This window comes from Synechococcus sp. YX-04-1, assembly GCF_030546365.1.
Lineage (GTDB): Bacteria > Cyanobacteriota > Cyanobacteriia > PCC-6307 > Cyanobiaceae > Parasynechococcus.
The window spans coordinates 17,755-34,529 of the sequence record NZ_JAUONZ010000010.1 but is presented as its reverse complement, the minus strand read 5'-3'; the positions used below and the strand labels follow the sequence as shown (position 1 = coordinate 34,529).

Genomic DNA, 16,775 nt, shown 5'->3' with positions numbered 1-16,775 from the left:
GCTTCGGCTTGCGCAACAGCCTCTCGGCTCCCGCGCAAGACAAAACCATAACACCACAACCTTCACCCGCGCAATAGCGACGTTTCAGCGCTGCACCAGAGCCTCTCCCCAGGGAAGAAAACGCGCCAAATGGGCCCATGAACCGGCCGCCAACATCGGGAATCCGCGTTCAGCGACGTCTTCTCCCGGGGAGAGCTGCGCAGGATCCGCATCCAACCAGCGGATCGGACAGCCCAGTTCATCAAGCACCAACCATGCCGCCGCAAGATCCCAGATTTTGGGCGTGGCCTCCAGTGAAGCGATGGTCTGACCCATCGCAACACTCACCAAATTGAGGCTGGCAACACCCAGCAGACGAATCTTTCCTGGGAAGCGCTGATCAGGTTTGCGCTGCAGGACACGAATCGAGCGGCTGCAGAGCGAAACACAAGCACTGGTGGCCAAGGCTCGGGTCTCCGAAGTCAGCGATTGATTGTTTCGCGTGGCACCACGTCCACGCAAAGCGACAAAGCGTTGGTCAAGCGCTGGCACATCCAGGAAAACCTCACTGGGACGACCATCGACGAAGCGAGCCACCGAAATCGCCCAATAGGGAATGCCGGCCGCAAAGTTGGTGGTTCCATCCAGCGGATCCACCACCCAATAAGCCCGAGACGTGGGAACTGTTTTTGACCCCTCCTCGCTGAGGACACCCTCCCCAGGGGCGATGCTGGCCAACCCCTCCACCAAAGCGGCATCACTCCAGCGATCGCAGTCGGTGATTAACGAACCATCGGGCTTCACATCTGAGCCGATCCGACCAAAGTCCTGGAGCTGTCGAGCACGGATGCGATCCAGCAAAAGATGAACAGCGCCCAGTTGATCGTCACTGAGCACCAAAGTCACCACAGAGGCTGAACAGGACTTTTCTCAGTTTGAGTCACCGACGAGCCGACAGACGCCACCGATGGGCAGGCAGCCTTGAGTGGCGTTGGCTCAATCGGAATAGGTTCTTGGTCAGGTTCCTGCTTGGTTCCAGGTAGTGAGACTGCGTTACAAGCGATCAAGGCATCCAGGCCGGTGCGGCGCTGCAGCTGCGCCAGGTTGCTGTTGTAATCCTTGATCGCACGAGCGTATTTCAGCTCAGCTTGGGTGAGGTCACGCTGGTTGTTGACCACTTCCCTCTGGACGCCAACGCCGGCTTGAACCCTCAAGTTCGATAGGCGCAAGGATTCTCGTGATGAAAGGACCTCAATAGCTGTGGTGTCGATGCTCTGGATTGCCGAACGCAAGCCAAAGAAGCTTTCCTCCACTTCAAGTCGGATCCGATCTCGGGTTCTAGCGAAGTTGAAGCGACTCTCTTCAGCGGCCTGCTTGGAGCGCCGGTAGTCAGCACGAGCACGACCACCATCAAACAAACGCCAAGTTGCAGTAAGAGCAGTGCTGTTCTGCACCCCATAGGTGAAATCCCCCATATCGATGTCACTCAGCGACGTCTGACCGCTCTGCCCTTCAGAACGCGTCGCCGTGGTGGAGTTCACAAAGCGAAGAACAGGCTGAACAGCAGCGAGAGATGCATTGGCCTGACTGTTGTTGATCGAGATATCAAGGATCAGCTGATCGAGCTCTTCGCGGTAGTTGTAGGCAGCAACGATGCTTTCCTGCAATGAAGGCTCCCAGAGCCCCAAAGGACGTGCGGGCGTTGCAGCCGTCGGGGTGACGTCCTGAGGGAGGTCAAGCACAGCAGCGAGATTGCGGCGCCGAAGATCTTGAAGTCCAAGATTTGTCGTCAGAGTGTTGCGATCACGCGCGAGTTGGGTCTCCGCTTCCAGAACCTCTAGCTTCGTGTTCACGCCTGCGTTGAAACGCGCCCTCGCATCGCGGTAGCTCACTAATGATGCTTTGACAGAAGCCTGACCAATGCGAACCCCTTCATCGGCTTGCTGCAGATCGAAGTAAGCCTGCTGCGCTTCCAAACGAAGATCACGAAGGGCGATCAAGTAGGCGTCTCCGGCTCGTTCAAAACGATCCCGAGCTGCCGCAATTTGAGGAACCCGGGCAGGATTGATCAGATCCCAGCTCACCTGAAGGCTCGCGTTGGCCCGCCATTCGCGGCCGTAGCGCTCGTTGTATCCATCTCGTGTCTCGGGACGGGTTATCTCCTCACCAGTTGCGGGGTTGATTTGACCCGTGGGTTTCCGCACCACGCGATCGGGGACGAAGTCTGGATTTCGGTAGGAATACGACTTGAAGTATTCGGGGAGTCCGCTGGCCGAAAGGTCGACGGTGGGATACCACGAAGCAATTGCTGCACGCAGTGCAGATTTGGCCTGATCCACCTGACTGGCGGCAGCTTTGAGCTTCGGGCTGTTGAACTCCGCCAGCTGTACGGCTTCTTCGAGCGTGAGCGGGCGCAGCTCATGGATGCGCACCTGAGACGGCGCATCGGGGAGAGCCAGGCTTGGGGGAGCAACCAGCGGTTGGAGGGATGCAGGCAAAGCATCCATTGCTGGAGCCATCGCAGAGGGGTCTGCCTTGGGACGAGCACCCTTCAGATCAATCGCATCCGGGAGCGTTGCCTGGTCGACCAAGGCCGACTCAGACTGCGCAGTCTCCTGGCTGAGTGCAGAGGGAACACCGGTGGAAACGACACCCGCAACGAGACAGATACCCGCGGTGATCCGGCGCACAGCAATCAAAAACCTTTGACGGAGCTTAGGGACTTTTTCCTACGACACCCAAAACTGAGTCCACGACGTCAGCCGCCCCATGCACGATCTGAATGGGGACCGGTAGCTGCGCGGCGAGGGCTTCCAGGGTCATGTCATCCAGGAAGACGGGCTCCCCCTGTCGCAGCATCACCGACGGGAGCAGCAGCTCATCGCCCAGCTCTTGGCCCTTGAGGCCAGTGAGCAGATCCTGTCCCGTCAACAGTCCGGTCACCACCTGCTCCTGCCCCCAATAGGGACTCGGCAACCCGATCAGATGAAACTCGACGCCATCAACAGCATTCAGCCGTTCAGCCACAGGCTGCAACGCCTGAGCCACGATTTGTCCGACCACCCAGCTGCAACGACGGGGCCCAGGGACGACGCTGGGCAAATCCTCAGTTGCAGCATCCAACGCTTCAAGGAAGGCACGGATGCTGCCCACGCCATTTTCCTGCTGCGGGAGATCCTCGTAGTTATCCCGGGGAGGCAAAGGCAATCCCGCCACCAAGTACCACTCATCGGAGAGCCAAGCAAAACGGGTGCCCAATACTTCCTGGAAGTGCTGCTGCATGGGTTCCACCTGAGCAATCACCCTGCGGGCGCAGTCCGGATCCACAGGAACCAAGCCGTCGTCCGCTGGCCTGAAGCGGGTGAGCCCCACCGGCACCACCGCCGCAGACAGCACCGCCGGCCAGGGGCCTGCCGCGAAGGCGGCGAGGTCATTCAGCGTTCTCTCCAGGGCAGGACCGTCGTTCAGCCCTGGGCAAACGACCACCTGGGCATGGATCTGCAAATCACGCTGGTCAAACCAGGCGAGCTGGTCCATCACCTGGGCAGCACGCGGATTCACCAGCAGTCGTGAGCGCAGCTCGGGATCCGTTGCATGCACCGAAACAAACAAAGGCGATAAGCGCTGCTCCTCAATCCGCTGCCAGTCGGCCTCGCCCAGGTTGGTGAGCGTCAGATAGGAGCCATAAAGAAAACTCAGCCGGTAATCGTCGTCTTTGAGATACAGGCTGTCGCGCCGCCCAGGGGGCTGCTGATCAATGAAACAGAACGGACAGTTGTTGTTGCACTGGCGCAAGCCATCAAAAAGAGCCTCGGTGAAGGCCAGCCCAAGGCCGTCATCGGCATCTTTTTCAAGCTCCACCTGATGCAGCGCACCCTTTGCATCACGCACCTCAAGGCAAAGCTCCTCCTCCACGCAGAGGTAGCGGTAATCGATCAGATCGCGTGGGCGAATGCCATTGATGCTGAGCAACTGATCGCCCGGCTCAAAACCCAGCTCCTCCCCAATCGAGCCGGACTCCACGGACGCCACGACCGCTGGCTGCGGTTGACGACCTTTGCTAGTTGGATCAAGAGCTGCAACAGCAACCCCGGCGGATGGCTCATTCCACACAAGCCGACTTCATCTGAACTCAGTGTGCGCCGTAAACGCCCCACCAGACCAGCAGCAGCAGCCCGAAGAGCAGCCGGTAGGCGACAAAGAGCCAGGTGCTGTTGCGCTGCAGGAAGTTCAGCAACCAATCGATCGCCAGCCACGACACCACTGCAGCCGAACCAATTCCGACCAGCAACGGAAGGGGACCGGTGCCAGGGCTAGCGGTCAGAGCATCCTTGAGCTCCACCAGACCCGCGATGGTGATGGCGGGAACACCCAAAAGGAAGGAAAACCGGGCTGCATCAGCACGCTGCCAACCGTCGAACAGCGCCGCGGTGAGGGTGCTCCCGGAACGCGACACCCCCGGGAGCAACGCAAGCGCCTGGGCCAGTCCCACCAGAAGGCCATCACGACCTGAAACAACTGGAAGCTGCTTACGCCGAGCGCCGACCCGTTCAGCCAGGGCCAGCAGCAGCGCCATCACAATCGAGACGATGGCAATCGAGGGAACGCTGCGCAGGGGTGACTGTTCATAGCCCTGGGCCCAGGCGAATTTGATTCCTAAACCGATCAGCAAAATCGGCAGGGTTCCCACCACCATCGCGAACCCGAGACGCGCCTCGGGTTCATGCCACTGGCCATAGCGAAAGGCGCGGCTGATACCCCGCAGCACCTGGCTGAGATCAGTGCGGAAATAGGCGATGACGGCAACGACGCTGCCCAGCTGAATGGCGGCGGTTACAGAAACACCCGGATCGCCCCAACCCAAAAGCTCAGGAACCACCTTCAAATGAGCGGTGCTGCTGATCGGCAAAAATTCAGTGAGTCCTTGGACCACCCCCAACACCAGATCACGCCAGCAGGCCTCAAGCAGGGTGAGGGATGCAGAGGGGTCCGCCATCAACGTGTGTATGTCGCTTTGACGGTATCCCCAGCAGGCGAAGCGGGCATGTCGGCCGCGTCACTTGGAGATGTCTTCTAAGGTTCCGTGACTTTCTTCACAAAGGACATTTGATCGGCGGCACCTGGCAAACCTCAGCCCCCGTTCGGTCGTGGTCCTTCCCCGTGGCCCGTATTGCCGCAGCAATGGTGGTGCTGCCGGTGTTCCTTCAAGCTCCGTGGGTGCGCCTGGATCCATTTTCGGCCACGTTGTTCACTGCAGTTCTGATTGCAGCCGGCCTCGTCTTGCATCAGAGCCGCTCCCAGACGGCATCCGACCTGGGTTCCCTACTGGTGGGTTTCAGCGGCAGCTGGCTCGCGGGTTGCATTTTCTGGGGATGGCTACGAGCCCATCCAGTTCTGCATCTACCGGTTGAAGCTTTCGCTTTGCCTGTGGCCCTGGGCGGCCTGCAGGGGCGCTGGCGCCTGGCGGCGACGTTTTATCTGTCGTCCCTGGTGGGCACAGCTTGTACAGACCTGGCCATGGCGGCCACCGGAGTCATGCAGTACTGGCCCGAAGTGGTGACGGCTTCCCTGGATCAAGCGCCCCTGCTGCTGCATCAAGCGGGAACTCACCTGCTTCAGCCTCTGCCTTTGGTCACTCTGGCGATCTCAGCAGTTCTTGTGGTGTTAGCTGGGCGTCGCCTGAGCAGGAACAGCAGCGGTTTCACGGGTGATGCTGGATCCATGGCAGCCGCTGTTTTAATCACCACCCTTTGGGTGGACGGCCTGTTCTTGCTCACTGCCTTGTTGCAGCCCGGACTCAGCGGGTTGATTGAGTGAAACGAACTGCAAAAGCTCCCCCGATTCAGGAGCTTGAACGACGCAACGACTTGTAGTCTTCCCAAGCCGGCATCGCCGGTCGACCCGTTCTGACCCCCTGATCGAGAGTTGAGATGAAGCGGCTTCTGAGCTGGCTGACCGGCGCCCTGGTGATGGCAAGTCTGATGGCAGGCCTTGTGCTTCCCAGCAGCGTCCACGCCGAAGACGACCTTCGCGACAAGTATTCCGGCAACGTGATCCGCAACGTTGTTGACGACAAGATCGCTGAACGTGAAGGGAAGGTTGACCTGAACAATTCCTCCGTGCGGCGTTTCCAGCAGTTCCCCGGGATGTACCCGACCATGGCTGGAAAGATCGTTCTGGGTGGTCCTTACGACAGCGTCGACGACGTGCTGTCGCTTGACCTGACCGAGCGTCAGCAGGAGCTATTCGCGAAATACCGCGACAACTTCACCGTCACCCCTCCCTCCATTGCTCTGAACGAGGGCGACGACCGCATCAATGACGGCCAATACCGCTGATTCCTAACTCCGTCACACTGGTTGTGACTGGTTGAACCGCCGGACCACCGGCGGTTTTTTTGTCCCCTTGATGGCACAGCCCCGCAGCTCTGATCCCATCCCCTCAGGTCCCTGGGACGTGGTGGTGATCGGTGCCGGGGCGGCTGGCTTGATGACCTGCCTTGATCTGCCCCATGGGCTCAAGGTGCTGCTGCTCAACCGCAACACAGGACGGCGTTCGTGCAGCCGCTGGGCCCAGGGGGGAATCGCAGCGGTGACCCGCAAAGAGGACAGCGCCGAAAGCCATGCGGAGGACACCGTTCTGGCTGGAGCAGGCCTTTGTGATGGCGATGCGGTACGGCTGTTGGTGCAGGAGGCACCCCATTGCGTGGAGCGCCTGGGGCAGCTGGGGATGGCCTTCGACCGGGATCAGGACGGCCTGGCCACCACCCTGGAAGCAGCCCACAGCCACAGACGAGTGCTGCATGTGCAAGACCGCACCGGGCGAGCCCTGGTGGATGTGCTGCGGGATCGTGTAGAGCAGAGGCCGGGGTTGCTGCACCGCCGCGGCGTTCGCGTGACGCAGCTGCTGGTGCGCGATGGGCGCTGTTGCGGCGTACAGGTGCTGGATGGGGCACATCTTCACGGAATCGAAGCCCGCGCCGTGGTGCTGGCCAGCGGCGGAGGTGGCCATCTGTTCGCCAACACCACAAACCCTGCCCAGGCCTGCGGCGAAGGCATCGCCCTCGCCTGGCAGGCGGGCGCAGCCGTGGAAGATCTGGAATTCGTCCAGTTCCATCCAACGGCCATCCGCCTGGATGACGCCCCCTGCTTTCTGATCTCCGAAGCCGTTCGTGGCGAGGGCGGGGTGCTGGTGGATGCTCTCGGGGGCAGCCCTGTGGCCCATCTGCCCCAACGCGACCTCTCACCGCGGGACCAGGTGAGCCGAGCCTTGATGCAGGCCATGCAGCGGCAGCAGGTAAAACAAATGTGGCTCGACTTCGCCGCCATCCCACGCGACCAGGCGGAGCGACGCTTTCCAACAATCCTGGACCGCTGCGACGAACTCGGACTGAATCCGCTGGAACGGCCGATCCCCGTGGCCCCAGCCGCCCACTACTGGATGGGAGGGGTGGCCACAGACCTGCAGGCCGCAACCACGCTGCCAGGGCTCTATGCCGTGGGCGAAGTGGCCTGTACTGGCCTGCATGGCGCCAACCGACTCGCCAGCAACTCCCTGATGGAATGCCTGGTGTTCGCCCATCGCCTCAAAGAGATCGAGCTCGGGCCGATCCCAACGGCCCGAGCCCAAGGCACATCGCAAAAGCTCGCTTTGGACCTTGACGGCGGCAGCAGCTCGCACTTGATCGACGCCATCGAGCAGCTTCGACAGCTCTGCTGGCAACGGGCGGGGGTGGAACGATCCGCCGTTGGACTGCGCCAGGCCATCGGCAACGTGAAGGCCGACGAACAGAACCTGGAGCAGCAGGCACTGCTGCGAGCCCTCCTGCAGGAGGATCCCTGTGCCCCCAGGCTTTTAGCTGAAAGCAGCCGACGCGATCTGAACCTATTGCTGGATCTCCACCACAGGTTGCTGACCAGCCGTCTGATGCTGGAGGCCTGCATGTTTCGCGAAGAAAGCCGAGGAGGCCACTACCGCAGCGATGCTCCCGCCCCGCTGCCGCAATGGATGCAGCATTCCCGGCAGCAACGGCAGCGGGGCATCGTTACCCGTGCCGTCCGGGACTAAGAGCCTCCCTGATTCAGAAGTCGGTGTCGCCCTTGTAGCCGCTGAGTTCCGCCAGGGCGTCGAGCCCTTTCACCCCGGAATCAATGCTGCCGTTGATCTCCCAGCTGGGGAAACCCTCCAATCCTTTGCTGCGGCAAAGGTCGGCCTGGTTGTTCTCACCATCCGGCGCACACTCCACCACCTTCAACTGATCGGAGGCCTCCTTGCCGAACAACTCCTTCTGTTCATGGCAGTGGGGGCACCAGTAAGCGGAATACATCACGGCGCCGATGCTGGTGAGGTGCTCAGCCAAGGCAATCGAAGCTGGCGTGCTCTCGGTGGTGACAAGCGGTGCGACGCCGGATCCGGTAGCCACGGTCTCGGGCCGATTCGGATCCACCACTGACGCCCAGATCAAGCCCCCCAACAGCACCGCCAGGGCCAGCAGAACGCCGCGAAACAGCAGCTGCCCCAAGTCGTCCCAACCGCCACCAACGATGGAAAGTACGAACAGGGCCAGGGAAAGCCCAGCGGAGAGAACGCAGAAGAAGCAGAACGCCTGAATCTTGAGCAACATCACCCCCAGCAGCACACCGCTGAAGACAGCCATGGCCAGGGAAACCGTGAACAGGCCCCACCAGGTGCGGCGTGACAGGTCGCTCTTATTTTCCTGCAAGCCCGGTAACAAGGGCAGCAACGCCATCAGCAGCACGGCGCCGTAGGCCAGCACCCCCACCATCGACAACGGAATCCCGGCGAAGACCGTCCCCCAGGCGCTGTTGAGCACCTTGTCGCAACCGTCGGCACCCATCGGACAGGTGAGGTTGCCGAGCAAACCCCATCGCTTCAGGGTGATCGAACCGGTGTCGATCAGCCCCGCGGTGGCCAGCACCGCCATGGCGATGCGAGCCCATTTGGCGCCGGAATCCTGGCGGCGACGGCTGACGAGACGGGTGGTGCCCATCCTTGATCTTCAAGTGATCGGATTCTGTCAGTTCTGGCGTAATCAGGCCGCTTCGTAGGCTGATCTTTGGCCTGCCGGCGACGTGATGAAAAGCACCCCGACGAAACCGACGGTCGCCTTCGCCCACCTGGGCTGCGAGAAGAATCGAGTGGACACCGAACACATGGTGGGGCTGCTGGCGGAAGCGGGCTACGGCGTCAGCACCGATGAGAGCGATGCCGCCGTGGTGGTCGTGAACACCTGCAGCTTCATCCAGGACGCCCGCGAGGAATCGGTGCGCACCCTTGTGGGACTGGCGGAACAAGGAAAGGAACTGATCATTGCGGGATGCCTGGCCCAGCATTTCCAGGAGGAGTTGCTGGAGTCGATCCCCGAGGCCAAAGCGATCGTGGGCACCGGCGATTACCAGCACATCGTGGATGTGCTGCAGCGGGTGGAAGCGGGCGAGCGGGTGAACCAGGTCAGCGCCGTTCCCACCTTTGTGGGTGACGAACACCTGCCGCGCCAGCGCACCACCGACCAAGCAGTGGCCTTCCTCAAGGTGGCTGAAGGCTGCGACTACCGCTGCGCCTTCTGCATCATTCCGAAGCTGCGGGGAGATCAGCGCAGCCGACCGATCGAATCAATCGTGGCCGAAGCCCACCAACTGGCGGAACAGGGAGTGCAGGAGCTGATCCTGATCAGCCAGATCACCACCAACTACGGCCTTGACCTCTACGGCAAACCCAAGCTGGCGGAACTGCTGCGGGCCCTGGGCGAAGTGGAAATCCCTTGGATCCGGGTGCACTACGCCTACCCCACCGGGCTGACCCCAGATGTGCTGGCGGCATACCGGGAGGTGCCCAATGTGGTGCCTTATCTGGATCTGCCGTTGCAGCACAGCCATCCGGAAGTGCTGCGGGCGATGAACCGCCCCTGGCAGGCGGATGTGAACGACCGCCTGCTGGATCAGATCCGCGACCAACTGCCCGACGCGGTGCTGCGCACCACGCTGATCGTGGGGTTCCCCGGCGAAACCGAGGAGCACTTCCAGCACCTGATGGGCTTCCTCGAGCGCCAGCGCTTTGATCACGTGGGTGTGTTCACCTTCTCGCCGGAGGACGGCACGGCAGCTGCCGATCTGCCCGATCGCGTCGATCCCGAGGTGGCTCAGGCCCGCAAGGATGCCCTGATGGCTCTACAACAACCCATTTCGGCGGAACGGAACAGCCGCTGGGTAGGGCGCACTGTTGACGTGCTGATCGAACAGCACAACCCGCAAACCGGCGAGATGATCGGTCGCTGCGCCCGCTTTGCGCCCGAAGTGGACGGTGAAGTGCGAGTGCAACCCGGCGACGATGGTCAGCAGGCCGCGCCGGGCAGCCTGGTGCCGGTGGAGATCACCGGGGCCGACATCTACGACCTCGGCGGGCGGATTGTTGGTGCCCGCGCCATGGTGGCCGCAGCGAGACGCCAGGGTTGACCCTCCTCCAACTGCGGGCCGAACAGCAACGCCAGCTTTTTCTGATCGCCTCCGGCATGAGCACGGCGGGTTCTTTCGCCGGCATCACCGCCAAGGGCTGGATTCTGATGAAAGGGGGCGTGGATCCCTTCGTGCTGGCCTTGAACTTCGCAGCGCTATCGCTGCCCACACTGCTGGTGAGTGGTCCAGCGGGGGTACGAACCGACCGCGTTGGCTGTGAACAGGTGCTGGTTCAGGCGCAATGGGCACTGCTGGCCGCTTCTGGCCTGGGGGCCCTGGCGATCCCCCTGCTGGAAGGCACAGCCCAGGTGCTGCTGCTGCTGTTCAGCACGCTGCTGGTGGGAATCGCCGGCGCCTACGAGCTGACGGCCCGCAACAAGTACTGCTCAATTTTGGTGGAACGCCCTGACCAACTGGCGGGCTACCTCACCAGCTTTTCGGTGGTGTTCAACGTGGGCAAGCTGGTGGGTCCCCCGATCGGCGGGTTGTTGCTGGCGGCCACTGGCCCGGCCTGGGCCCTGGGCATTGATGCTGCCAGCTATTTGCTGCCAATCGCCAGTGTGATGTTCTTGCTCAACCCGAATCGGGAACGGGAAGTGCGCAGCAGGGGCGGCCAAGACGCCAGCCTGCTCAATGCCTGGCGCCACTGCGGCAGCACCCTGCAGGGGGTGCTCAGCTTCACCGCGGTGCTGTGTCTGATCGGGTTCTATCACCCGGGACTGGCCCCATTGATTGCCTTCGATCAACTGGGGCCCAAGCCCACGGATCTGGGGCTGTTCACCAGCGTGCTGGCGGGCGGCAGCATCGTGGGCGGCCTGGTGCTGCAACGCAACAGCCAGCGTTTCTGCCGGCGCCCTTTTCTCACCCTCGGGGGCTTTGGCTTGATTACCGCGGTGGCCCAGCTGGGAATGGCCCGGACGCCAGGGCCTGTCTTCAGCCTGGCCATGGCCTTTCTGATCGGCGCCGGCACAGCCGGACTGCTGAGCAGCTGCAACTTGATCAGTCAGATCGGCTCACCGCAGGTGATGCGCGGTCGCATGGCTGGGCTCAGCCAGATCGCCTTCCTGGGCGGAGGCGGACTGAGTGGATTGATCGTTGCCCTGATGGTGATGTTCAGCAGCCTCTCCACGGCTTTCGCAGTCACCGGTGGCCTCAGCGCTGCTGTGGCTGTGCTCTGGATGCGAAAACGAGGTGCGAAAACGTTGGAACCGCTCAGATGAGCTTGATTCCCTTAAGCAGCTTGGTGAGCACAAAAGCCGTCACCAGACCGGAACCAACCAGGCCGAGATAGATGCCGACGCCCATGTGCAAGTACGGAGGTGACCACCATTAGATCACCCACTGGCCTGGGTTCAGGCCATTGCGCTTAGGGTTTGTGAACAGCTGATACCTATTGAGAGGTATCCCCAGCCGGGCCACCCGGACGACCATCCACCAACGCCCGAGGTCATGCGCACTCTTTTTGTTTACCCAGAGTTCCCGAAGACTTTCTGGAGTTACGAAAAAATTCTTGAGTTGGTCAACCGGAAGGTGCTTCTGCCTCCTCTGGGGATGGTGACCGTGGCAGCACTTCTTCCCCAGGAGTGGGAGATGAAGCTGGTGGACCGGAACGTGCGGGAGGTGACTGAGGAGGAGTGGAACTGGGCCGAGCTCGTGATCATCTCGGGAATGATCGTCCAGAAGGACGACATGGCCGTTCAGATCGGCAAGGCCAAACAACGGGGTCTTCCTGTGGCCATTGGTGGCCCCTACGCCAGTTCAACACCGGATGCGCCGGAACTGGATCTGGCGGATTTCAAGATCCTTGATGAGGGAGAAATCACCCTGCCGATGTTCCTGGACGCCCTTGAACGGGGCGAGACAAGTGGCCGTTTCACCTCCAATGGCGATAAGCCAGATGTGACCTCCACGCCGATTCCCCGCTTCGACCTGCTGCAGCTCGAGGCCTACGACTCAATGAGCGTTCAGTTCTCGCGGGGCTGCCCCTTCAACTGTGAGTTCTGCGACATCATCGTTCTCTATGGCCGCAAACCACGCACCAAGACCCCTGAGCAGCTGGTGGCTGAGCTGCAGTACCTCTACGACTTGGGCTGGCGGCGCTCGATCTTCCTGGTGGACGACAACTTCATCGGCAACAAGCGCAACGCCAAGCTGCTGCTGCCGCAGATCCGCACTTGGCAAGAGGAACGGCAATTCCCGTTCAGCTTCGCTACCGAAGCTTCGGTGGATCTGGCCGACGACGAGGAGATGATGCGGATGATGCACGACGCTCGCTTTGAAAGCGTCTTCCTGGGCATCGAAACTCCGGACGAAGCCAGCCTCGAAACGGCCCGCAAGGTGCAGAACACGCGCAACCCACTCGATGCCGCCGTGGACCGGATCACCGCCAACGGCATCCGCGTGATGGCGGGTTTCATCATCGGTTTCGACGGCGAGAAGGATGGCGCAGGTCGCCGGATCGTGGACTTCGTAACCCGCACCGGCATCCCCGCCGCGATGATGGGCATGCTTCAGGCCCTGCCCAAGACAGCTCTCTGGGCACGACTGGAGCGGGAAGGTCGCCTGATTCAGGGGGAAGACGCCGCCAAGGGGGTGAATCAGACGAACCTGCTCAACTTCGAACCCACCCGCCCCATTCGGGACATCGCCAACGAGTACGTGGAAGCGTTCTGCGCGCTCTACGAACCCAACGCCTACATGGATCGGGTTTACAGCTACTACCTCAAGATGGGCGCGCCCCGCTGGAAAACTGCCGCCAAGCTGCCGACCTGGATTGACATCAAGGCTTTGAGCACGGTTGTCTGGCGCCAGGGAATCAAACGCAACACCCGCAGCCGCTTCTGGAAATACATGTTTGGCATGGCCCGCCACAACCCCGCCCTGCTAGAGCAGTTCTTGGTGGTGTTAGCTCACAACGAGCACTTCCTCGAGTACCGCTCGATCGTTCAGCAGGAAATCCGCGAACAACTGGAATCGCTGCCACCGGAGGAACCCACGGCAGCAAAAGAACTGCAGCCAGCCTGATCGTTAGTCCTGGACGTAGACCGTGCCGTCGCGCAGGCACTGCTCGGCCTTTTGCAACTCCCTCCCCAGATAGAGGGCATGGTCGAGGCGACTGACCGGGTGTGGGGCTTCACCTTCCGTGAGCTGAATGCCCAGCTGTTTGGCTGTATTGCCGCGATAGACGGCTGAGGGACGCCGAGGAGCATTGCCGCCGTCGCAGCGCAACACCTCACCGGTTTCCGAATCTCTGGCCAACCCCTTGTCATCGATGGTGTTGCCGTAATGCTCCAGCACTAGTTCGGCGGCTTCACGATCCAGCTTGATCAAGAAATAGCCACTGGGATCCAGAGCGATGAACCGCTGGGACAGTCGCTGATCCAGAGCATCCATCGCCGCAGCGGTGGAGGCCGGTGCTTCCGAGGTGGTGGTCATGCCTTCAACCTACAAAGCCAAGGCCGGGGGTTCTGCTTTGAAGGGCAGCTCTGCATTGATGGCCTCGATCTCCTCCAACATCAAGCCATTCACCTTGGGCAACCAGGCGCGGATCAATTGATCCATCTGGGGCTGATACCAACGGTGCAGGCTGGCGTGGGGACGTGCGACAAAGCCTCTCCGGCGTTTGTGGCTGCCGCCAGCTCCAGGGTCAAAGCTGACGATGCCATTGGCCAGGGCCCATTCGATCGGAGCGTAGTAACAGACTTCGAAGTGAAGACAATCAACCTCCTCGTGGCTGCCCCAGTAGCGGCCCCAGAGCTGACGACCGTCCTGCACGCACATCGACATCGCCACCGGATCGCGCGGGTCACCGCGATGGGCTGAAAAGAGCACCAACTGATCGCGATGCAGCCGTGCCAACGCTTCAAAAAAACCCTCCTCCAGGTACTTGCTGCCCCACGGTCCCCAGCGAGCACAGTGCTGCTCATAGAAGCGATGCATGGATTGCAACAGCACCAGGTCCAGCTGGTCGCCGCTGAGGGGTGTCACGGTGATCCCAGCCTTGGCTACAGCCTTGCGTTCCCGCTTGATGTTGCGGCGCTGGTTGGCATTGAAGCCCTTGAGGTAGTCGTCAAAAGTCTGGTCGTCACCACGGCTCCACAGGCTTTGCTGATTCAGCCAGGCGGCACAGCCGGCGGCCTCCGCCAGGGGCCGCCACTGCGGATCCACATAGAGAAAATTGCAGCTGAGGATGCCGTTGTGTTCGCAGAAGCGATCGATCGCCCGCAGCAACTCCCGGGTGAGCAGAGCCTCGTCTTCTCCAGATCGCACATGGAAGCGGTAGCCCAGCACGGGGCTGACCGGACTCATCCCCAGGAGCTTGGGGTAGTAGCGCAGCCCCAGATCAGCCGCCAGACGGGCAAAGGTCTGGTCGAACACAAATTCCCCATAGCTGTGGCCCTTGAGGAACAGCGGAGCCACCGCAATCGGCGTGTCATCGCGCCAGAGGGCCAGATGCAGGGGCTGCCAGCCCTGTTCGGGGATGGTGCTGCCTGAGCTTTCCAAAGCCTCCAGCCAGCTCCATCGGTAAAAAGGGATCGCGTCGGCTCCTACCAGGCAGTTCCACTGCTGCTCTGGGATCTCGTTAATGGAGCGATGCCAGCGGGCCGTGAGTGACGTCATCGCGACGGTGCCTTTGGCCTATGTGCGATGACCTTAACCAGAGAGCTGAATGGGCTGGTCAGGGCGGCAGGGGTGTTTCCGAGCGGATCCGTTTGTAGCGAACAAGCCACTCCCCATCCCCGAGATCCTCAGCGCCATCGGACTGCCAAGCACCCGGTTGCGTCAAGCCAGCTGGCAAGCGCGCATCGGTGCAAGGCAGCCAACTGAAGCGGCCGCCCAGGAGCTGGGGCACCAAGGTGAGCTGAAGCGCATCGACGCAATCGGCTTGCAACAGATCGGCGACGAGTTGGGCGCCACCCAGGAGCACTAGACGTTGAAGCCCAGCTGCTCGAAGCGCATTGAGCCGCTCCGGCCAGGTTGGTGCCAAAGGCAACCAACGATCAAAGCCTTGATCCACAGGCTCAGGAGCCAGAAGCCAACGTTGAAGCGGTTGATCAAAGAAACGCCAGGTGCTCGAGAAGTCGGGGGATCGGCTGACCACGACAGCAGCCGGCTGCTCATCCCGCCCCTCGAGGCGGCGTTGCTCAAGCAGCTGAGGGTTGCGGATCAAGCAGGTGCACTGATGGGCCCGCAGGGTTCCAGCGCCGATCAGACAGGCATCACCCCAGGCAAGCGCCTGCTCCAGAGCGCGACGATCACCCTCACCCCCCAGCTGGGCGGCACCCCCGTCTGGCGGAGCCAAACGGCCATCGAGGCTGATGGCCAGCACCAGCCGAACGAAGGGGCGTGAAGAGGTGGGGCGTTGTGGCATCAAGCCGTCGATCAGACGGCAGCCACGGCATCGAGAGCAGCCGGAGACATCTCCAGTTGCGGTGTTTCGGCGTAGACCTCGGCCGCATTGTTTGGGCTCTCCTGCAGCCGCACTTTGTGGAGGCTGGCGCCGATGGCCTTGATCGGGCTGGAGAGACGATCAGCGACGTGAAGGGCAATGTTCTCTGCCGTGGGAACACACTCCTCAAAGAAGGGCACGTCTTTATTGAGAAAGGTGTGATCGAAGGGCTCGACTACCAAATCATCCACGAGGCGCTGCAACGCGGAGAGGTCGCAGACCATACCGGTGCGGGGATCGATCTCACCGCGCACGGTCACATCCACCAGATAGTTGTGGCCATGGCCGTGGGGACGGGCGCACTTGCCGTAGATCGCTTCGTTCTCCTCCTGGCTGAGCTCCGGGCGGGCCAGTCGGTGAGCGGCGGCGAAGTGGGTGCGGATGGTGAGGAATGCGTCCATGGGATGTCCGAGATAGTCGGACCAAAGGCCCGGTTGTTCGTAGAGGCGCAACGCCGTGATCGGCAGATGAGGGCTGAGGCGTTGCCAAATCACCCGCACCAGGGCCTCGGTGGTGGGGAGGCAACCTGCAGGGGTGGAAACGTCAAATTCCGGCCAGGCCTCATTGAGGAAGCGGAAATCGAGCTGGCCCGTCACCTCATTGCGGATGGCGTGCTTCACCTCCGAAAGGTTGAGCACCATGCCGTCAGCGTCCAGGCCGCCAGCCATGGAAACAATCAACTCGTAGTTGTGGCCATGGCCAGGAGCCAGAGCGCAGGGCCCGAAACGGGCGGCATTGTCATCGGCCGACAGCTCGGGCAGCCAATAGCGATGGCTGGCACTGAAGCAGGCCCTCCTGGTGATGACACAACCACGACCTTGGCCGTGCCGTGCTGGTGACTTCGTTTCAGTCATGTGACGTTCCGGCCGCGAGGC

Annotated in this window: 16 protein-coding genes; 6 read left to right on the top strand and 10 right to left on the bottom strand. The window is 61.5% G+C overall.

Annotated features, from left to right (window positions below):
* Positions 1-84: 84 nt before the first annotated feature.
* From Q3Y53_RS12895 to Q3Y53_RS12880, 4 genes are read right to left on the bottom strand one after another with little or no spacing between them, the layout of a single operon-like run.
* The gene (locus Q3Y53_RS12895) at positions 85-888 is read right to left on the bottom strand and encodes an inositol monophosphatase family protein (RefSeq protein WP_303536756.1); all 804 of its coding nucleotides are present in this window, start codon (positions 886-888) and stop codon (positions 85-87) included.
* On the bottom strand, positions 882-2,669 hold the full coding sequence (locus Q3Y53_RS12890; RefSeq protein WP_303536755.1) for a TolC family protein: 1,788 nt from the start codon (positions 2,667-2,669) through the stop codon (positions 882-884). The genes Q3Y53_RS12895 and Q3Y53_RS12890 overlap by 7 nt, the downstream gene beginning before the upstream one ends.
* A 25-nt stretch (positions 2,670-2,694) precedes the next feature.
* Positions 2,695-4,092, bottom strand: a complete 1,398-nt coding sequence (locus Q3Y53_RS12885) for a TIGR03279 family radical SAM protein (RefSeq protein ID WP_226426072.1) — start codon at positions 4,090-4,092, stop codon at positions 2,695-2,697.
* A 19-nt stretch (positions 4,093-4,111) separates the two neighbouring features.
* Positions 4,112-4,975 (bottom strand): undecaprenyl-diphosphate phosphatase, encoded by an 864-nt coding sequence (locus tag Q3Y53_RS12880; RefSeq protein WP_303536753.1) that lies wholly within the window; start codon positions 4,973-4,975, stop codon positions 4,112-4,114.
* Between the two features lie 110 nt (positions 4,976-5,085).
* On the opposite strand from Q3Y53_RS12880, the gene Q3Y53_RS12875 reads away from it, so the two are divergent.
* The 3 genes from Q3Y53_RS12875 to nadB all read left to right on the top strand — a co-directional run bounded on the left by Q3Y53_RS12875 (position 5,086) and on the right by nadB (position 8,046).
* A complete protein-coding gene (locus tag Q3Y53_RS12875) occupies positions 5,086-5,796 on the top strand; it encodes a DUF3120 domain-containing protein (protein WP_303536751.1) in 711 nt (236 codons plus the stop codon).
* Between the two features lie 113 nt (positions 5,797-5,909).
* The gene (psbU, locus tag Q3Y53_RS12870; protein ID WP_186493929.1) at positions 5,910-6,317 is read left to right on the top strand and encodes a photosystem II complex extrinsic protein PsbU; all 408 of its coding nucleotides are present in this window, start codon (positions 5,910-5,912) and stop codon (positions 6,315-6,317) included.
* Positions 6,318-6,387: 70 nt separating this feature from the next.
* The gene (gene nadB / locus Q3Y53_RS12865) at positions 6,388-8,046 is read left to right on the top strand and encodes an L-aspartate oxidase (protein WP_303536747.1); all 1,659 of its coding nucleotides are present in this window, start codon (positions 6,388-6,390) and stop codon (positions 8,044-8,046) included.
* Between the two features lie 13 nt (positions 8,047-8,059).
* On the opposite strand, the gene Q3Y53_RS12860 is transcribed toward nadB, so the two are convergent.
* Entirely contained in the window at positions 8,060-8,989 is a 930-nt protein-coding gene (locus tag Q3Y53_RS12860) for a vitamin K epoxide reductase family protein (RefSeq protein WP_303536745.1), read from the bottom strand.
* 85 nt (positions 8,990-9,074) lie between these two features.
* On the opposite strand from Q3Y53_RS12860, the gene rimO reads away from it, so the two are divergent.
* Positions 9,075-10,451, top strand: a complete 1,377-nt coding sequence (gene rimO / locus Q3Y53_RS12855) for a 30S ribosomal protein S12 methylthiotransferase RimO (RefSeq protein ID WP_303536743.1) — start codon at positions 9,075-9,077, stop codon at positions 10,449-10,451.
* Positions 10,448-11,671, top strand: coding sequence for an MFS transporter (locus tag Q3Y53_RS12850; RefSeq protein WP_303536741.1), 1,224 nt, complete (start codon positions 10,448-10,450; stop codon positions 11,669-11,671). The genes rimO and Q3Y53_RS12850 overlap by 4 nt, the downstream gene beginning before the upstream one ends.
* Here Q3Y53_RS12850 and Q3Y53_RS12845 read toward each other — a convergent pair.
* Complete coding sequence (locus tag Q3Y53_RS12845; RefSeq protein WP_011365270.1) at positions 11,664-11,756, bottom strand: hypothetical protein; 93 nt, start codon at positions 11,754-11,756, stop codon at positions 11,664-11,666. The two genes, Q3Y53_RS12850 and Q3Y53_RS12845, sit on opposite strands and share 8 nt — an antisense overlap.
* Before the next feature lie 144 nt (positions 11,757-11,900).
* Between Q3Y53_RS12845 and Q3Y53_RS12840 the strand changes: the two genes are divergently transcribed.
* On the top strand, positions 11,901-13,475 hold the full coding sequence (locus tag Q3Y53_RS12840; RefSeq protein ID WP_226426065.1) for a B12-binding domain-containing radical SAM protein: 1,575 nt from the start codon (positions 11,901-11,903) through the stop codon (positions 13,473-13,475).
* Between the two features lie 3 nt (positions 13,476-13,478).
* Here the strand turns inward: Q3Y53_RS12840 and Q3Y53_RS12835 are convergent, their stop codons facing one another.
* From Q3Y53_RS12835 to Q3Y53_RS12820, 4 genes are read right to left on the bottom strand one after another with little or no spacing between them, the layout of a single operon-like run.
* Positions 13,479-13,886: a DUF4346 domain-containing protein gene (locus tag Q3Y53_RS12835; protein WP_303536738.1), complete on the bottom strand. Its 408-nt coding sequence runs from the start codon at positions 13,884-13,886 to the stop codon at positions 13,479-13,481.
* Between the two features lie 9 nt (positions 13,887-13,895).
* On the bottom strand, positions 13,896-15,071 hold the full coding sequence (locus tag Q3Y53_RS12830; RefSeq protein ID WP_303536736.1) for a GNAT family N-acetyltransferase: 1,176 nt from the start codon (positions 15,069-15,071) through the stop codon (positions 13,896-13,898).
* Between the two features lie 58 nt (positions 15,072-15,129).
* Positions 15,130-15,822 (bottom strand): dihydrofolate reductase family protein, encoded by a 693-nt coding sequence (locus tag Q3Y53_RS12825; RefSeq protein WP_303536734.1) that lies wholly within the window; start codon positions 15,820-15,822, stop codon positions 15,130-15,132.
* An 11-nt stretch (positions 15,823-15,833) separates the two neighbouring features.
* Complete coding sequence (locus Q3Y53_RS12820) at positions 15,834-16,754, bottom strand: 6-carboxytetrahydropterin synthase (protein WP_226426061.1); 921 nt, start codon at positions 16,752-16,754, stop codon at positions 15,834-15,836.
* Between the last annotated feature and the right edge of the window lie 21 nt (positions 16,755-16,775).